13 protein-coding genes and 4 tRNA genes are annotated in these 17,885 nt (G+C 44.9%); 10 read left to right on the forward strand and 7 right to left on the reverse strand.

The features are described 5' to 3' along the window. The coding region (locus tag L2755_RS20120; protein ID WP_248982466.1) for a hypothetical protein at window positions 1-207 on the forward strand (207 nt) is incomplete at its 5' end. A 71-nt stretch (window positions 208-278) separates the two neighbouring features. Here L2755_RS20120 and L2755_RS20125 read toward each other — a convergent pair. From L2755_RS20125 to L2755_RS20140, 4 genes are all read right to left on the reverse strand, one after another. Then, window positions 279-355 (reverse strand) — tRNA-Pro (locus L2755_RS20125). Window positions 356-528: 173 nt separating this feature from the next. Next, window positions 529-605 (reverse strand) — tRNA-Pro (locus tag L2755_RS20130). A gap of 112 nt (window positions 606-717) precedes the next feature. Then, window positions 718-793: transfer RNA gene (locus L2755_RS20135), tRNA-His, on the reverse strand. A gap of 40 nt (window positions 794-833) precedes the next feature. Further along, window positions 834-910 (reverse strand) — tRNA-Arg (locus L2755_RS20140). 214 nt (window positions 911-1,124) lie between these two features. On the opposite strand from L2755_RS20140, the gene L2755_RS20145 reads away from it, so the two are divergent. Then, complete coding sequence (locus tag L2755_RS20145; protein ID WP_248982467.1) at window positions 1,125-3,746, forward strand: sensor domain-containing diguanylate cyclase; 2,622 nt, start codon at window positions 1,125-1,127, stop codon at window positions 3,744-3,746. Window positions 3,747-3,791: 45 nt separating this feature from the next. On the opposite strand, the gene rep is transcribed toward L2755_RS20145, so the two are convergent. Further along, a complete protein-coding gene (gene rep / locus L2755_RS20150) occupies window positions 3,792-5,804 on the reverse strand; it encodes a DNA helicase Rep (protein ID WP_248982468.1) in 2,013 nt (670 codons plus the stop codon). A 263-nt stretch (window positions 5,805-6,067) separates the two neighbouring features. On the opposite strand from rep, the gene L2755_RS20155 reads away from it, so the two are divergent. The 4 genes from L2755_RS20155 (at window position 6,068) to ubiK (ending at window position 11,283) form a co-directional block, all read left to right on the forward strand. Beyond that, entirely contained in the window at window positions 6,068-6,646 is a 579-nt protein-coding gene (locus L2755_RS20155; protein WP_248982469.1) for a TetR/AcrR family transcriptional regulator, read from the forward strand. A gap of 15 nt (window positions 6,647-6,661) precedes the next feature. Further along, a complete protein-coding gene (locus L2755_RS20160; protein ID WP_248982470.1) occupies window positions 6,662-7,780 on the forward strand; it encodes an efflux RND transporter periplasmic adaptor subunit in 1,119 nt (372 codons plus the stop codon). A gap of 15 nt (window positions 7,781-7,795) precedes the next feature. Further along, complete coding sequence (locus L2755_RS20165) at window positions 7,796-10,876, forward strand: multidrug efflux RND transporter permease subunit (RefSeq protein WP_248982471.1); 3,081 nt, start codon at window positions 7,796-7,798, stop codon at window positions 10,874-10,876. Window positions 10,877-11,028: 152 nt separating this feature from the next. Continuing rightward, window positions 11,029-11,283, forward strand: a complete 255-nt coding sequence (ubiK, locus tag L2755_RS20170) for a ubiquinone biosynthesis accessory factor UbiK (protein ID WP_248982472.1) — start codon at window positions 11,029-11,031, stop codon at window positions 11,281-11,283. 108 nt (window positions 11,284-11,391) lie between these two features. On the opposite strand, the gene L2755_RS20175 is transcribed toward ubiK, so the two are convergent. Further along, window positions 11,392-12,243, reverse strand: coding sequence for a DUF417 family protein (locus L2755_RS20175; RefSeq protein WP_248982473.1), 852 nt, complete (start codon window positions 12,241-12,243; stop codon window positions 11,392-11,394). 319 nt (window positions 12,244-12,562) lie between these two features. Here L2755_RS20175 and L2755_RS20180 point away from each other — a divergent pair, with 319 nt between their 5' ends. From L2755_RS20180 to L2755_RS20195, 4 genes are all read left to right on the forward strand, one after another. Next, on the forward strand, window positions 12,563-13,285 hold the full coding sequence (locus tag L2755_RS20180) for a phosphatase PAP2 family protein (RefSeq protein WP_248982474.1): 723 nt from the start codon (window positions 12,563-12,565) through the stop codon (window positions 13,283-13,285). Window positions 13,286-13,366: 81 nt separating this feature from the next. Next, a complete protein-coding gene (locus L2755_RS20185; RefSeq protein ID WP_248982475.1) occupies window positions 13,367-13,852 on the forward strand; it encodes an Lrp/AsnC family transcriptional regulator in 486 nt (161 codons plus the stop codon). Window positions 13,853-14,138: 286 nt separating this feature from the next. After that, window positions 14,139-15,497 carry a sodium-dependent transporter gene (locus L2755_RS20190; RefSeq protein ID WP_248982476.1) on the forward strand — a complete coding sequence of 453 codons (1,359 nt, stop codon included), beginning with the start codon at window positions 14,139-14,141 and terminating at the stop codon, window positions 15,495-15,497. 798 nt (window positions 15,498-16,295) lie between these two features. Continuing rightward, entirely contained in the window at window positions 16,296-17,003 is a 708-nt protein-coding gene (locus L2755_RS20195) for a hypothetical protein (RefSeq protein ID WP_248982477.1), read from the forward strand. Between the two features lie 81 nt (window positions 17,004-17,084). Here the strand turns inward: L2755_RS20195 and L2755_RS20200 are convergent, their stop codons facing one another. Further along, on the reverse strand, window positions 17,085-17,693 hold the full coding sequence (locus tag L2755_RS20200) for a TetR/AcrR family transcriptional regulator (RefSeq protein ID WP_248982478.1): 609 nt from the start codon (window positions 17,691-17,693) through the stop codon (window positions 17,085-17,087). Window positions 17,694-17,885 lie beyond the last annotated feature (192 nt).

A 17,885-nucleotide genomic window follows, 5' to 3' on the forward strand; every position in this document is an offset into this window, starting at 1 on the left:
AAGGGCTTTCTAGTAAAGTGGTCGGTCGTTAATTGCTGGATTCGAATATTTCCCTATCCAAAACGAAAAAAGCCTCCTGATTTCTCAGGAGGCTTATCGAAAGTGGTCGGTCATAATAGCTGGATTCGAACTATTACCTTAATCGTAACCAACAAAAAAGCCCCTCGATTTCTCGAAGGGCTTTCTAGTAAAGTGGTCGGTCGTTAATTGCTGGATTCGAATATTTCCCTATCCAAAACGAAAAAAGCCTCCTGATTTCTCAGGAGGCTTATCGAAAGTGGTCGGTGATAGAGGATTCGAACCTCTGACCCTCTGGTCCCAAACCAGATGCGCTACCGGGCTGCGCTAATCACCGTAAACTTTTTAAAGATGGTCGGTATTTTGTAAAAAGCAGGATTCGAACCTCTAACCCTCTGGTCCGCTCTTGCTTCAAATCAGGATGCGCTATTGGGCTGCGCTCTTATTTTACTAAGAATCCGAAAATCTTTTGTCTTGCTAAATACCGAGTAAACTCGTTATTTATTAATGTGGTCGGTGATAGAGGATTCGAACCTCTGACCCTCTGGTCCCAAACCAGATGCGCTACCGGGCTGCGCTAATCACCGAGTCTTAAATAGATATTTAAAGAGGGTCACCCTCTGATCCGCTTCTTATCACAATCCTGATACACTACCAAGATGCGCTAATCACCGAGTTTTTAAATCTTCACGAGGAAAATGGGGTGACTGATGGGGCTCGAACCCACGACAACCGGAATCACAATCCGGGGCTCTACCAACTGAGCTACAATCACCACTGACTATTTCCTACTAACAAAACTGCCGTTTCCTATCTGGTGCACCCAGAAGGATTCGAACCCTCGGCCTCACCCTCCGGAGGGGTGCGCTCTATCCAGCTGAGCTATGGGTGCCTGCCTTGTTAGCGCCGCATATATTATGGATAAAACGCCCCCCCGTCTACACTTGATTTGCTTTTTTTATTTGTTTGCTCAAGATTTGAGTTGTTTGTATGCTTTTATAGCAGCGTGAACAATAATAAAGCCTTGGATATAAACATATTTCATGTTATCTATACTGATTAGCTTAAATCGTAGTCAATATAAAAATAGCACTTGGCGGAAACGCATGTTTAGGGAAGAAACATCGCAGTCTACTGAAACTGTGAAATTGAACAAAAGGATTGCACGCTTAAAAGTATTGGCTCTTAAATACAAGCGCGCAGAGATCACCCAAAACGCTCTGTTGGATATTTCCAACTTCGCCGCCAGCGTCAGCACACCTGAAGAGTTTTACTCATCCCTGCATCAGTCACTCAAAAAGCTTATTCCTGCTGATAATTTCTTCATCGCTACCTTAAATTCAGTGAGCGGAAAAATTGAAATCCCCTTTTTTGCAGATGAAAAAGATCTGCACCCAGAAGATAGTTACCCCGATGAAGATCTCTCCGAGATGCTTTATAAAGGTTTAACGGGCTACGTGCTAAAAACAGAGCAGGCGTTGGTTTGTGATAACAACACCTATAAACAACTCGTTGCTTCTAAGGCTATCATTCCTAGAGGCAGTAACTGTCATCAATGGGTAGGCGTTCCCATTAAAAGTGCAGAGAGCACCACAGGGGTGCTCGTGGTGCAAAGCTATGACTCCGATATCCACTATGGTGATATTGAAGTCGAGTTAATGAATTTCATTAGCCACCACATCTCTGCAGTTATTGAGCGTTTGCAATATCAAGAACAACTTGAACTCGCTATCGAAACTCGCACCAAAGAGCTCAGTATTGCTTATAATAAGCTAAAGCTTGAAGTTTATGAAAGACGCCGAGCGGAGCGATTACAGCAATCGCTATTTGAAATAGCAGATCTAGCAACATCGAATATCGATAGCCAAGAGTTTTACGAAGAGCTCCACCGGGTCATTAGCCACCTAATCCCAATCAATAATTGCTTTGTCTCACTGCTTAACGAAGAGCGGAACACTTTAAGTTTCCCCTATTTTGTTTCACAATTTGATTTGCCGCCTCCAAAGCCAAGAACCATAAGTGATGGATTAACCGAGTACATCTTATTAAATCGTAAGCCTAGGTTACTCGAACGCAGTGATATTGACGCCCTAATCCGATCAGAAGAGATCTATTGTGAAGCACCCGAACTTAACGACACCCAAGAGATAAACCAGTGGATAGGGCTACCGCTGTTTATTCACGGAAAAGTGCGTGGTTCGCTCACCATATACAGTTATAGCTACAGCCAAAACTACCAAGAAAAAGATTTAGATCTACTGACCTTTGTCTCGCAACATATCGCGACAGCAATCGAGAAAAAGCTTTCAGCTGAGTCATTGCAACTCAGCTATGAGCAATTAGAAGAGAAGGTCAATGAGCGAACCCAAGCATTGGCTTGTGTTAATGATGATCTTGAAAAAGAGATCCATCAGCGTAAGCGCATTGAGCGTCAACTAGTACATGATGCAAAACACGATAACCTGACAGGGTTACCTAACCGCGCCATGTTTATGGAACGTTTATCGCTATCGATTAAGCATGTCCGCCGTCATACTCTCGACAAGTTCGCGGTGCTGTTTATTGACATGGACAGGTTTAAGCTTCTAAACGACACCCTAGGCCATCTTGAGGGCGACCGCTTTCTTATTGAAACCGCAAAACGCCTTAAGCTATGCATTCGCAGTAACGACATGCTAGCCCGCTTAGGCGGTGATGAGTTTGTTATCTTGTTAGACTCCATTGGCAGTCAGAAAGATACTGAAGATGTTGCTGAACGGGTACTACTAGAACTGTCCCGCCCCTTTAGACTTGCAAACCAGCAGCTTAACTCAAGTGCCAGCATCGGCGTTGCCATGAGTGGACAGAGCCATTCTGATACTAGTGAATCAGTGCTTCGTAACGCCGACAACGCCATGTACCAAGCTAAGTCAAAGGGTAAAGGCTGCTACGTGATCTTTGATCACGGCAGCAACAAGCTGCAAGTGCAAGAGCTTGAGCTAGAAAACGAACTCAAGATGGCAATTGAAAAAGGCGACTTGCAGTTGAGCTATCTGCCCATAATGGAACTCGACACTGAGCGTGTCATTGCATTTGAGCCAAGATTATTTTGGCATCATCCAACCCTAGGTAAAGTGAAGCAGTTGCAACTCAATAATATTGCCGAGCACTGCAACATGCTCATTGAGTTAGATAATTACCTGCTGGCAATCATTAATGATGGTTTTCATACATTAGAGCAGCAGTTTGGCGTCGACTTCCATCTGCAGGTGTCGATATCAAGCCAGCATCTAAATCACAAACATGCACTTAGAGCATTAAAGAACAAGGTTAAGCAATGCTGCTTTGATCTAAGTAAGCTCACACTATTTTTTAATGAAAAAGCCTTCGTACAGAATACCAATAACCACATCAACGCCTTTGAAAAGCTAAGCAGCCTCAATGTGCAATTAGGGATAGAGGCATACGGTAGTGCACACAGCGCCATCAGCAGCTTAACCTTTCTGCCTATTCAGTCATTAAAATTAGACCCTAGCTACACCACCCACCTCGAAAGTGAACAGTATCTCAAGCTTATAAAAGCCTATTACAGCGCCGCTCGAGCGCTGGATCTTGAAATATTCGCAGTGGGAGTGTCCAGTAAAGCAGATTGCCAAGTGTTGTCAGATATAGGCTTTGAAAAGGGTCAAGGGATCGCACTGGGTAAAGTATTTGAACTCAATGACTCAAAAAAACAAGTTTGTGCTTAACGCAGCCGACAGTTGCTTTAGTCTGTTCAGCTGCGCCATCAACATTTACTTCTTAAACATGTCTCTCAAGTTAGCAATATTGCTCTTACCTTTTTGCTGCAGTTGCTCTGCACTTTGCACTGGCTTGCGATTTTCCCAAATCAAGTCATCCTGCGGCAGTTCCATCAAAAAACGACTCGGTTCACAACGTATCGTTTCACCAAACTGACGACGTTCACGACAGATAACAAACCATAGCTCTTTCTGCGCTCGCGTGATGCCTACGTAGGCTAAGCGGCGCTCTTCATCGACATTGTCTTCATCAATACTGCTTTGATGCGGCAAGATGCGCTCTTCAGCACCGACCATAAATACATAGGGGAACTCCAAGCCTTTTGACGCATGCAACGTCATCAACTGCACTTGGTCGCCACCTTCATCTTCGCTATTGCGCTCCATCATGTCGCGTAATGTTAACCGAGCCACAACTTCAGGCAGTGTCATTCCCTCATCAAGGTCGTCACCTTCAAGCATTTCGGTTACCCAGCGGTACAGCTCCGAAATATTCTTCATCCGCATCTCAGCCGCTTTAGCACTGGTACTGGTTTCGTAGAGGTAGTCTTCGTAATTGATCTTTCTGATCAACTGCTTTACCGCTTCAACGGGCTCCCCGCGCAAGGCACTGTCTCCCATTTCAACCACAAAACGGCCAAACTGATACAGAGATGCCATCGCCGCTGGAGGTAGTTCATGGTTAAGATCGGCTTCAAAAATAGCGGCAAACATCGAGATCTGCTTCTTGTTAGAGAAGTTACCTAAACGCTCTAACGTTGCCGGACCGATACCCCGTTTAGGCAGGTTAACAATCCGCAAAAAGGCATTATCGTCATCGGGGTTCACCACTAAACGTAGATAAGCCATGATGTCTTTAATCTCGGCACGACCGAAGAAGGAGGTTCCACCGCTAAGCTTATAGGGGATCCGGTTAGTCATTAGCGCTCGCTCAAGCAGGCGAGACTGATGGTTACCGCGATACAAGATGGCATAGTCACCATATTGGGTACGACCAACAAACTTATGGCGGATCATCTCCGCTACCACTCGCTCGGCTTCTTGTTCCTCATTTGCCGCAATTAACACTCTAATAGGCTCACCGTAGGCGAGTTCACTAAACAGGGCTTTTTCATAAATATGTGGGTTATTGGCAATCAATATGTTGGCGGCACGCAAAATGCGCTGACTAGAGCGGTAGTTTTGCTCCAGTTTTATCAATTTAAGCTTGGGGAAATCTTTGCCAAGTAAAACCAGGTTCTGCGGTTTAGCCCCGCGCCAAGAGTAGATAGATTGGTCATCATCGCCTACCACAGTAAAGCGGGCTCGTTCGCCCACTAGCAATTTAACCATCTCATATTGGCTGGTGTTGGTGTCTTGATACTCATCCACCAGCATATATTTGAATCGAGTCTGCCAGCGCGTTCTGACCTCTTCATTTTGTCTAAGCAATAACGTCGGCAATAAGATCAAATCATCGAAATCGAGCGCATTGTACGCTTTCATGTGCTGAGCATAGCGATGATAAAGCACGGCAAATAGCTGTTGCTGTTCATCCTTGGCAATTTTAGTTGCTTGCTCTGGGATCACCAAGTCCCCTTTCCAATTGGAGATGGTCGTCGCTAGCGAACGTAATAGATCTTTGTCTTCATCGAGCTCATCTTGGGTCAGCTCTTTCAGCAAAGATAGCGTGTCTTGATCATCAAACAGCGAGAAGCCGGGCTTTAACCCAACCACCTTGTGCTCACGCTTGATGATCTCTAACCCTAGCGTATGAAACGTCGAAATCCATAGCCCACGCGCCTCTTTACGTCCCATAGACTTTGAGACACGCTCTTTCATCTCGCGCGCTGCCTTATTGGTAAAGGTCACAGCGGCAATATTGCGGGCCTTATAGCCACACTTTTCCACCAGATAGGCAATCTTATTGATAATCACTCTGGTTTTGCCACTGCCTGCTCCAGCAAGCACTAAACAAGGGCCACTAACATAGTGGACGGCTTCATTTTGTCCGGGATTGAGCTTCATCTGTACTTAACAACCAAGGTAAATAAAAAGGGGGTATTGATAAGCGAATGATAGCAGAAAGCTAACCTCTAACGAGAAGTGATCAGTAAATTCTCCTCACCACAGTGGCGCTCACTTATTTGTGGTGCATAGCCTATGCTGATAGCAGTTATTATTGAGTAAAGCTTTAGTAAAGATCTTAACTAGGCTTTTTAATTTCTTGCCAATTCTATGCATGTTCACTAAACTAGTGAATGAACGTTCATTCACTAGCAAGCAATACTATGCCAAACAAACGAGATTTAATTTTAAGAGCTTCAGAAAAGATCATCGCCTCTCGTGGTATTCAAGGCTTGTCGATGCAGCAAGTCGCTAATGAAGCCGGTGTCGCAGCAGGCACTATCTATCGCTACTTTAAAGACAAAAATGAACTGATATTAGAGCTTAGAAAAGATGTTCTAACCCATGTTGCAGCCTATATATTAGAAGATCACCAGCTAGGTACGTTAGAGCAAAGGTTTAAACGTGTATGGCTAAAAATGCATAGTTTTGGCAAGGAGCGCTCCCCCGCTAATTTAAGCTACGAGCAGTATGCCCACCTGCCAGAAAGCAATACTGATGAGATCCGTAACCTCGAATTAACGCTATTTGCACCCCTGGGTCAACTTTTTGAAGAGGGCAAAGCCGCTGGCATTATGCAGCCTTTGCACTCTCGCGCTTTATACGCGCTTTCTATGGAACCCGCCATGACGCTCGCTCGAACAATTCGTCGCGGACTCATCCAATATGAACCCCATGAAATCGACCTTGCTTGCCAGCTCTGCTGGCAAACTATTTTAATCCCAATTAAACCCACTCACTAAAGGAGCGATCAGGACATGAAGAAATGGACCCTGGTAATGTTAATTATCGCCACACTGGCATTTGGTTCTGTCATTGGATTTAACCTGTTTGTAAAAGGTAAAATTGCCGATGCTATTGCTAATATGCCCGAGCCAGTCGCTCCAGTGACCGCTATCACTATCGCAGCAAGCACTTGGCAATCGACCATTAATGCGATTGGTTTTGTAGAGCCCAATCAAGGGGTCACCATCTCCAATGAGCTTGCAGGTGTAGTGTCAGCCATAAAGTTTGAAAACGGTAGCCGCGTTGAAACCGGACAGAAACTCATTGAGCTCGATTCTAAAGTTGAAAAAGCCAACCTTAGGAGTAAACAGGTGCAGTTGCCAGCTGCCGAAGCAGACTTTAAGCGACTGACTAAACTGTATAAGCAGAACTCAGTTTCAAAACAAGATCTTGATAACAGCGAATCTAAATACTTGGCACTTGTGGCTGACAGTGAAAGCTTAAGCGCGACCATTGAGCGTCGCGAGATCAGCGCGCCATTTGCAGGTTTAGTCGGTATTCGTAACGTTAACTTAGGTGAGTATTTACAAACAGGCAGTGAAATTGTGCGCCTTGAAGATATCAGTACCATGAAAATACGCTTCACCATTCCGCAAACCCAGCTACCGCATATCGCCACCGGACAAGCGGTACATGTGTATGTCGATGCTTATCCGACCGAACCCTTTGAAGGCATAATATCGGCAATTGAACCCGCCGTTTTCTACCAAAGCGGTTTGATTCAAGTGCAGGCGCAAATCCCTAATACCGATTCAAAATTGCGTAGCGGAATGTTTGCTAAAGTCGACATTCTATTGCCAGAACTGGTTGAGCAAATTGTACTGCCACAAACGGCCATCAGCTTTACCCTTTACGGCAACTCGGTTTATGTCATTGAAGAGCAAACCGAAGAGGGTGAGCAAGTTAAGCGCGTTAAACAGATCAACGTGAATGTGGTTGAGCGTGGCATTAACGATGCGTTAATCACCGGCGAAATCAAGCCTGGCGACATGATAGTCACCTCAGGCCAAGTTCGCTTGAGTAACAATAGCAAAATCAGTGTCAGCGAGGACAAAGCTCTAACGCCTCCCGCCACATTGCCACAGCTATAAGCGGAGATTAGAGCGATGCGCTTTACTGATATATTTATACGCAGACCCGTGTTGGCTGCGTCCATTAGCTTTCTAATCCTACTGCTTGGCTTTTATTCGCTAAACAGTATGCAGGTTCGAGAGTACCCTGAAATGACCAATACTGTGGTGACTGTGACGACCAGTTACTACGGTGCCGATTCCAACCTTATTCAAGGCTTTATTACTCAGCCTCTTGAGCAAGCTTTGGCTCAGGCTGATAACGTTGATTTTATGACCTCAGACAGTTTTCTGGGTAGCTCGAAAATCACCGTTTACATGAAGCTCAACACCGATCCCAATGGAGCACTGGCAGATATTCTTGCTAAGGTGAACTCGGTACGGTCACAGCTTCCTAAAGAAGCGGAAGACCCAACCGTTGACATGTCTACCGGCTCGCAGACATCGGTGCTATACATCTCATTTTACAGTGAAGAAATTAACTCAAGCCAGATCACCGACTATCTTGAGCGTGTGGTAAAGCCTGAGTTATTCACCATTGATGGTGTTGCTAAAGTAAACCTCTACGGCGGGATTAAGTACGCCATGCGGATCTGGTTAGATCCAGCACGCATGGGCGCCTTTAATTTATCATCCACAAACGTTATGAACGTACTGCAAGCTAACAACTATCAATCTGCCGTTGGCCAAGCAAACAATACTTTTACCCTGTTTAATGGCACCGCGGACACCCAAGTTGCCACCGTTGATGAACTCGAAAAGCTGGTTGTTGGCAGTAAAGACGGTCTGGTTATTCGCCTTGGCGATATTGCCGATGTGAGCTTAGAAAAAAGCCATGACGTTTACCGAGCGCTCGCCGATGGCCAAGAAGCGGTTGTTATTGGCTTAGATGTCACCCCGACGGCTAACCCGCTGATTGTGGCGGCAGATGCGCGTAGCATGATGCCAGATATTACTCGCAATCTACCGGTATCAATGAAGGCCCGTATCCTTTATGACTCGTCACTGGCAATTGATGAATCAATCAATGAAGTGATCAAGACGATTGGCGAAGCGGCACTGATTGTGATTATCGTCATTACCCTCTTCCTGGGCTCATTCAGAGCGGTGATCATTCCAATCGTCACCATTCCGCTGTCACTGATTGGTGTTGCCGTCATCATGCTGATGTTTGGCTTTACCCTCAATCTAATGACTCTGCTTGCCATGGTGCTCGCGATTGGCTTGGTGGTGGATGATGCCATCGTGGTGGTTGAGAATGTCGACCGCCATATCAAACTTGGCGAAACACCGTTTAGAGCGGCCATTATCGGTACCCGTGAAATCGCCGTGCCGGTTATCTCAATGACCATTACCTTAGCCGCCGTGTATGCGCCTATCGCGTTAATGGGCGGCATTACGGGTTCTCTCTTTAAAGAGTTTGCACTTACCCTCGCAGGCGCGGTATTTATCTCCGGTATTGTGGCGCTGACACTATCGCCAATGATGTGCTCTAAGATCCTTAAAGCTCATTCTGAACCCAATAGGTTCGAGCGTGGAGTCGAGCGTTTTCTTAATGGTCTCACCAATCGTTACAGTCGCATGTTAACCGCGGTACTTAATCACCGCCCTGTCATCGTGGCATTTGCGGTGATTGTATTTGCGTCTCTGCCGGTGATGTTTAGCTTTATCCCCTCAGAGCTGGCCCCTAACGAAGACAAAAGCGTAGTCATGATGATGGGCACGGCACCTTCAAGTGCTAACTTGGATTACATTCAGTCCAACATGTCGATAGTCACCGACATGATCACCGCCCATCCCGAAGCCGCTGCATCACTTGCCTTTGTCGGTGTGCCGAATGCGAACCAAGCCTTTGGTATCGCACCGCTCGTGCCTTGGAGTGAGCGAGATAAGAGCCAGAAAGAGATGCAAAAAATACTCGGTGCAGAAGTTAAAACCGTGCCAGGTATGGCGGTAACCACTTTCCAAATGCCTGAGCTTCCGGGTGCATCTGGCGGCCTACCGATACAGTTTGTGATCACCAGTTCAGCATCGTTTGAGAGTCTGTTTCAAATTGGTAGTGGCGTGCTTGAAAAAGTGCAGCAAAGCCCGCTGTTTGTTTACTCAGAAATTAACCTTAAGTTTGATTCTGGCACCATGAAGATCCACATCAAACGTGATTTAGCCGGCACCTATGGCATCACCATGCAAGATATTGGTATCACGCTAACCACCATGATGAGTGATGGCTATGTTAACCGTATCAACCTTGATGGCCGCTCATATGAGGTTATCCCTCAAGTAGAACGTAAATATCGTGCTAACCCTGAATCATTGGCAAGTTATTACGTTACAGCCGCCGATGGCCGCTCGATTCCGTTATCCAGCTTGGTCGACATCGAGATGATATCGGAGCCTCGCTCACTACCACACTTTAACCAAATGAATGCGGTTACTGTGGGCGGCGTTGCCACCCCAGGTGTTGCTATTGGTGATGCGATTGCGTTCTTGCAGAACATTGGTGATAACGAGTTACCTAAAGGTTATAGCTACGACTTCCTTGGCGAAGCACGCCAATACGTCACAGAAGGTTCAGCGCTGTATGCCACCTTTGCGTTAGCCCTCGCCATCATCTTTTTGGTCCTCGCTAGCCAGTTCGAAAGCCTGCGAGATCCATTGGTGATATTGGTCTCTGTGCCACTTGCCATTAGCGGCGCGTTAATCGCACTGGGCTGGACCCATGTGATGGGGCTGTCTTCGATGAACATCTACACTCAGGTCGGGCTCATTACCTTGGTTGGTCTTATTACTAAGCACGGTATTTTAATGTGCGAAGTCGCCAAAGAGGAGCAACTGCATAACGGCCTCAGTAAAGTAGATGCCATTAAGCACGCAGCCACCATTCGTCTGCGCCCCATCTTAATGACCACAGCAGCAATGATAGCCGGCTTAATACCACTACTCTTTGCGGTTGGTGCCGGCGCCGTTGCGCGTTTCAATATTGGACTGGTCATTGTATCTGGGCTTGCCATCGGGACGATATTTACCCTGTTTGTATTGCCTGTTATCTATACCTATTTGGCTGAAAGACACCAGCCACTGCCGGTATTTGAGGAAGATGTTCAACCACAGACGTAGAGCATCGTCATAAAATAATGGCCGACCACTTATAAAAGTAGTCGGCCTTTTCTTTATCAGGCTCTCATCAAATGGGGATTTTTTTGGCAATCCCTATCCCCTGAGGTACAATCACTACCATACTGAAACAGGCACCCTAGCGGATATTAAAGATGATCAACCCAAAGAAAATCGAAGAAGTTGCCAAGCAGCTTAGCGAAAGTCTACCCAGTGGATTAAAGCAGTTTGCTGGCGAATTTGAAGAGCGCAGCAAGCAAGTTCTGCAAAACCAGTTGCTAAAATTGGATGTGGTTTCCCGCGAAGAGTTTGACGTACAACAGCATGTATTAATCAAAACCCGTGAAAAGCTCGAAGCACTGCAAGCTCAAGTTGATGCATTAGAAGCTAAGCTAAACGCAGCGGACTAACCTCAACAATAGCCGTTCCACAAAAAAGCACCCTTTTAATGGGTGCTTTTTTATTGTCATACTTTTCTCTTTCTGCAGCCCATTCTGAGTCGCATGTAGGGGAAAATGCTAGCTTGGTTTACGCTGTGCAAATAGAATAAAACAGGCCGCAAGCAACACTAAGTCTTTAACAATAAACTGCCCGCTGCCTGTCAGTAGCGGCAAGCCTAAGCTAGTTTCATAAGCTGGCAGTGTAATAACAAAGGTCTGCGTAGCCGCAAAGGTTAATGCCGCTACAGCGAGTCCAAAAACATAGGCTTTATCAGACCATCTAGCTAACGCAATACCCAATACAGCAAGTAACTCCACCACACCAATGAAGTAGGAACCATGCAGTACGCTAAAGAGTGAGTAGATCCAACTGAATAGCGGACTAGTACTCATTAGCCCTTCGATACCATCGGCTTCAATTTGGGTAAACTTCATCCCACCAATCCAAACCATCACCAGTAAAATACCTGCCAGCACCAATTTTACTGCCACCTTATTAACCCGTGTATGCTCGGCATAGTATGATGCTAAATATAACGAAACTGCTGCTATGCCCAAATACTTAATCAATCCCTGTCCTGCACCAATCGCTGGAAAACCACCTAAGGCCTCAATCCAAACAGGGTGAGTCAGCAACATCCATAATGGCACTGTCGCCAGCGCAGCATAAATATAGAGCATGATCTGGCTGCAACGTTTATTGGGCATTATTAGTGCGACCACGACTATTAGTTGTAACACACCTACGCCAGCGGCTAACCAAGGCATAGAGGGCAAACCTATTTCAAGCAGTTGCTTAGTGAAGTATTGGCTATCGGTAGCAGTAAAGCGGGTTATTGCGGTTAGCAACAAGAAGCTGGCTAACAAGCAACGTGATATTGTTACGCTGCTAGCAATAGACAATGAACGTGATTTGAATGAAGTTAACATCTAGGGCGCTCAATCTTATTCAATAGTTGATTTGCTGCAATAGACCCGTGCCGATCAAAAAGCCTTTCAAACATTTTATAAATTGATTAAGCCTGATAAATCATGATTAAGTTAGATTAATTTACACTTCATGCAACTGGACTAGCATAGCCGGCCTTTAACCATTAACCTTGCCGTGCTAACCCTTAAGCCAGAGCATCGCTCTGGCTAACATTGGTATACAAGAGTACTGCCACTATCTTGCTCATTGAGGCCCCTATTGAACCATTCACAGCGTGACGCTAAAACCAGTTCCAAACTCCTACTGATAGGATGGGCGATGTTGCTCCTTATTCCTGGCAGCCTTTATGCTTTTTCAGTCACACTATTTCCACGCATTGAGCTCGATGCTAGCTTTGCACAACTGCTGTATTGGATAACCAGCACCGGCACAGCGCCTTACGGGATCGCAACGGGTATTGTCATTCTTATCGCTTGTTATCGCAGTCTCCCTAGGCCTCAATTTTTACGGCTGGTACTCGCTGTTTCCATCAGCATGGCAGCGACCCTAAGCCTCAATCATTTTTTAAAACCCTTTTTTGCCGAAGCAAGGCCCTATGCAGCCCTACTAGCGCAAGAATCACTGCTCAATAGCGATGACTTTTATCAACACAATAAAACAGACAAACGGGCGATGATCAGCACTGCCGTTGAGCAACTGCAACTCGCTCGCACCGATATCAATTTAAGCCCTGCTATTAAGGGACATTGGCAGCATGAGGTGGGTTACTCTTTTCCCTCGGGTCACACGCTATTTGCCGTCACCTTGGCGTTAGTTGTCAGTTTCTACTTGTTATTGGCGGGCCAAACATTGCTGCCAATAGCACTCTTTAGCTGGGCGATTGCAATGGGGTTCAGTCGCATGTGGCTCGGCATGCATTGGCCACAAGATGTTCTCGCTTCAACCGTTATTGGCGGTATCATCACCGGTGGCAGTATTGCGCTGATGCATTTACTAACAACACGAGTGAGTTGGATGCAGAAACTATCAGCAAACGGATAATGGCTTCACCCAACACCTTGAACTTCAATAGAATAAGGGTATGCTGCCTAGGACGTTATCTGACTTTTAAGAGAAACCCCAATGGCTGACCTTCAATTAGACAAAATTGATCTGCATATCCTTAAACTCGTGCAGCAACATGGAAAGTTGTCTAACCAAGAGCTAGCTGAGAAAGTCGGCCTCTCTCCTTCACCTTGCTCTCGTAGAGTCAAAGCATTAGAAGAGGAGGGTTATATTGCCGGCTATGCCACTTTACTTAGCCCGGCGCACTTTGACTTAGCGCTCACAGCCTATATCCAAGTACGACTCGAGAAACACTCGAGTGAGATTTTAGAGGGCTTTGAAGCCAAAGTTGCCTCTTATGACGAAGTACAAGAATGCTGCTTACTGACGGGTAGTGATGCCGATTACCAGCTAAAAGTGTTGGTTAAAGACATGCATGCTTTTAAAGTCTTCTTGCTCGATAAACTCACCACCAATGAGCAAATCGCCGGTGTTCACTCAAGCTTCGTACTTAAGCAGGTCAAAAACCAAACGCAAATTCCATTACCACAATCTGCTGACTAAATAACGCCTGCAAGCCCCCTATCTTGGCTACTGCGACTATAATCTGTGGATTCGGTCGCACTTCTCTACTAAAACTGAAAATGATTAAATTGCGTAATTAGGGTAGTGAACGGCTACTGACGCAAAATAAAATCGTTAAAGCTTAGATTTAAAAACATTAATATCGCTTCTACCCACAATTTAAATTAATACTGCCGACATTAGTTATATCCACGCGTATTATTTGCGTTGACCTGCGTTTTCAAAGCTCTATCATGCGCGCTCTTTAATTGGTTCGAGATCATTTATGAGCACTGTAAAACAGGGGCATTTCAGCTCTAGAATTGGCTTTATCATGGCTGCAGCGGGCAGCGCTGTTGGTGTGGGCAATATTTGGGGTTTTCCCACTCAGGCAGCAACTCATGGTGGCGGCGCGTTTTTATTAGTGTATCTAATTTTGATCTTGCTGCTTGGTTACCCGATGTTACTGGCAGAGTTGATGATTGGTCGCCACGGCCAAACCAACCCAGCTGACGCTATGGCTAAAATAGCTAACAATTCAGTCGGCAAAAAAATAGGTAAAGCCATCGGTTTTATCTCCATTATTACCGCCACGCTTATCTGTACTTTTTACAGTATATTGTCAGGTTGGTTTGTCAGTTTTGCCCTAGCGCCTGTGGCACAAATCGCTGGTCAACCCGATATATCAGCTTGGTTAATGGACTTTTCACTATCCCGCAATCTAGTGTTTACCCTAGTGTTTATCGCAATGGTCATTTTAGTGATCCGCCAAGGTGTTCAACAGGGCATCGAGCGTTGGTCAAAGCGATTGATGCCAATGTTACTGATTATCTTAGTCGCCGGTGTGGTTTATATATTAACCCAACCAGGTGCCATGCAGGGTCTTGAAGTATTACTGCTGCCCGATTTTAGCCGCATCTTCGAAGCCGATGTACTTGTTGGTGCGCTTGGGCAAACCTTCTTCTCGCTCACCATTGGTACCGGTGCGATGATGGTTTACGGTGCCTATTTAAGTCAAAAAGAGGACTTAGGCAAGCTAACCGCCTATGTCACGTTAACCGATACCAGTGTCGCGTTTTTAGCCGCACTCATGGTGATCCCCGCCATGTATGTGGCCCAGCACAATGGCGTACAGATATTTGCAGAAGATGGCAGTTTGCTCAATTCTGACACCTTAGTGTTTACTGTATTACCGGCGCTCTTTGATACTCTAGGCGGTGTCAGCCAGTATCTTTTGGCGATTATCTTCTTTATGTTGATGACCATTGCAGGCCTCACTTCGGCTATCTCTATTGTTGAAGTGCCGACTAGCTACATAGTAGAAAAGACCTCACTGGGTCGCGATAAAGCCACCTTATTGGTCGGTGCCCTAATCGCGGTGTTATCTATGGTAGTAGTGTTTAACTTCAGTGCCCTATTTGGCATGATGATCACCCTAACCACCGAGCGTGCGCAGCCGTTAATCGCCTTAGGTATCGCCATATTCCTCGGTTGGGTCTGGAGTCGCAACAAGTTAATCAACACCATAGCAGCGCAAGATGGTGTTAAGGTCGACAGTCTGTTTTGGAAGTTATGGCCTGTCTATGTGAAGTTTGTTTGCCCACTGCTGATTATCGTTATTATCATGCAGTTGTTTATGAGTTAACGATTGCTATCGTTGCTACTGAATCCCCGCTATATGCGGGGATTTTTGTTTAAACTCGTCGTTATGAAGTATGAACATCACTATGGTGCTATGGCAAAAAACTGTTAATTTGAGCCACTAATATTAAAGTTAGGCTTGGATAAAATCTAAATCAAGGTCGTGGTGCTTCGCCCACACCAGACCAAAAAGGGGAAAGCGCTTGCCCCCCTTTTGGATATCCCTCAGCGCCCCGGCGAAATTTAAAAAGCAAAATTTCCAACGGGGAAGATGGTGTTACCTGCCATCTATAGATTAACCATCTAACTTTTTGTCTTTAATAGAAAACTCAAATGCCGAGAGTTTGCGCTTTTCCAACCCAGTGTAGATACGGCTGAGGCCGTCGAAAACAGGGATGTTTTCGTTGAGCCTTCAGGGACGAACTTGCGGCGAGTCTCAGCGGTATCTGCACATACGCCTGCCGCAGGCAATTGGAACCATTAAATATAACCGTGGGCTCTGCATTAAATAGTACACAAAGAGCACATGTTCTTATTAGGCATCGATCATTCTTCACCATTTAAAAAGCTATAAATATCAGACTATTGAAAAATATTAAAAGTGATGTATAAGCCACATTAACCTCAGGGCTCTCTTTCTCCACCTAAAATCATCTTAAACTCAATCCTTATATCTATAAAAACCATTTACACCAATACCTTAGCGGTGATAACGTTGGGGTAAATAAGAGTACAACCAAGAGCCTTATCGAGCTGCTAGTGAATAAGCCGTTAGGTTTTATTCATAATATAGGTGAGTCATATGTTTCGTGTTTTACCCATTATCTGTGCCGCAATCTTTATGCAAGGTTGCGCGACTACATCTTTTACAACAAAACTTGAAAATCCTATTGAGAGAAAAATTATCAAGAGCGATTATTTCTCATCGATAGATCAGGTTCATAATGACTACTTATCAGCGAGTATTGGTGACGAACTGTTTATTATGAATAGGTTTGTTGCATCCAGCAAAGAGGTCGTTATTTCTATTCCTCCGACGGGGCGAAAGTTTCCCTATGATTCAATTTGGAGCGGTACATACAAATTCAATGATGGAAAGTCAGGAGATTTAATTGTCTATACGACTCCCCAATATTACGATGGAAGTATTGGTGTTTTGCTGGATGACAATGACCGATTAGCAACAGAGTATCCAATAGTTCAAGTTGAAGGAACTAGAAAAGGTAGGCGTTGGAAACTAACTGCGACTGATAATTTTTTCACTATTCCATCGGAAAATATTGATAGTTGGGCATTAAGGTACGGTGGTAATAATGACAATAAATACATTTTCGAAATAGTGAATAAACATGAATCAACAAGTACTGATGTATTACAGACAATTTACGTGAATGAAAATAAATATCGTAGAGGCTTTGTTATTCGCAATGTATTAATTCAAGGAATAAGCACTGATAATTTTGGTGTAATAAAATATAAAATAACAGATATTTTGGCACCAAAAACCTAATATGAAATTTTCACGAAATGAAAACAGTTAGCTAGGTTCCGCTGCGCTCCACATGATAGCCAGCTTCAAACTATCAGATCATTAAACAGCGTACTGTTTAATGATCATCTCTACTGCGGTATCAACAACCTCTGCTGTTTTTGCATCATCAGGAAATGGGGTGTTTTGTATCAACTGTGGCCAGAAACAGAACGCTTTAATGACCGCTAAAAACTGCGTTACTAACATCTCAGCGCTGCTCGCTTTTATCACACCAGCTTCAATGGCTGATTCAAACCAGTTGGCCATGGGAGACTCTTGCTTACTCAGCTGCAGCATCGCTTCTTCTATCAATTCTGGCGAGTGAATAGCTTCGGCAATAATCACTTTTGAGGTCGCGATAAATCCTTCCGCTTTTAGTAAGGAAATTTCATGATTAGCAAGTAAGGTAAGCTGCGATTTAAGCGACGCATCGGCACTGTAAGGCACGCTTTCTAACGCGCTGAGCATCGACATCATCTCTTGCATAATCGCGCCGAACAAGGCTTCTTTACTGGCGAAATGGTTGTACACCGTTCGCTTAGAAACACCAGCCCGCTTAGCAATATCATCCATGCTTGCTGTCTTAAAACCCTTAGCACGAAACTCTGTAATCGCAGCGGAGATAACTGCTGCACGTTTTATTTCTGAACGTGTAATTTTTTTATCCATTATTTTCAATAACCTTACTCAAGGGGTTCAACCACTCACCACACCATTTTACACTCAGTAGTTTACTTTTCAAAATAATTTAGTAAACTATACGGTGTAGTTTACTAAATTATTTTGAAAAGTAAACTACTGAGTGTAAAATGGTGTGGTGAGTGGTTGAACCCCTTGAGTAAGGTTATTGAAAATAATGGA

This window comes from Shewanella abyssi (assembly GCF_023284025.1).
GTDB classification, from domain to species: Bacteria; Pseudomonadota; Gammaproteobacteria; order Enterobacterales; family Shewanellaceae; genus Shewanella; species Shewanella abyssi.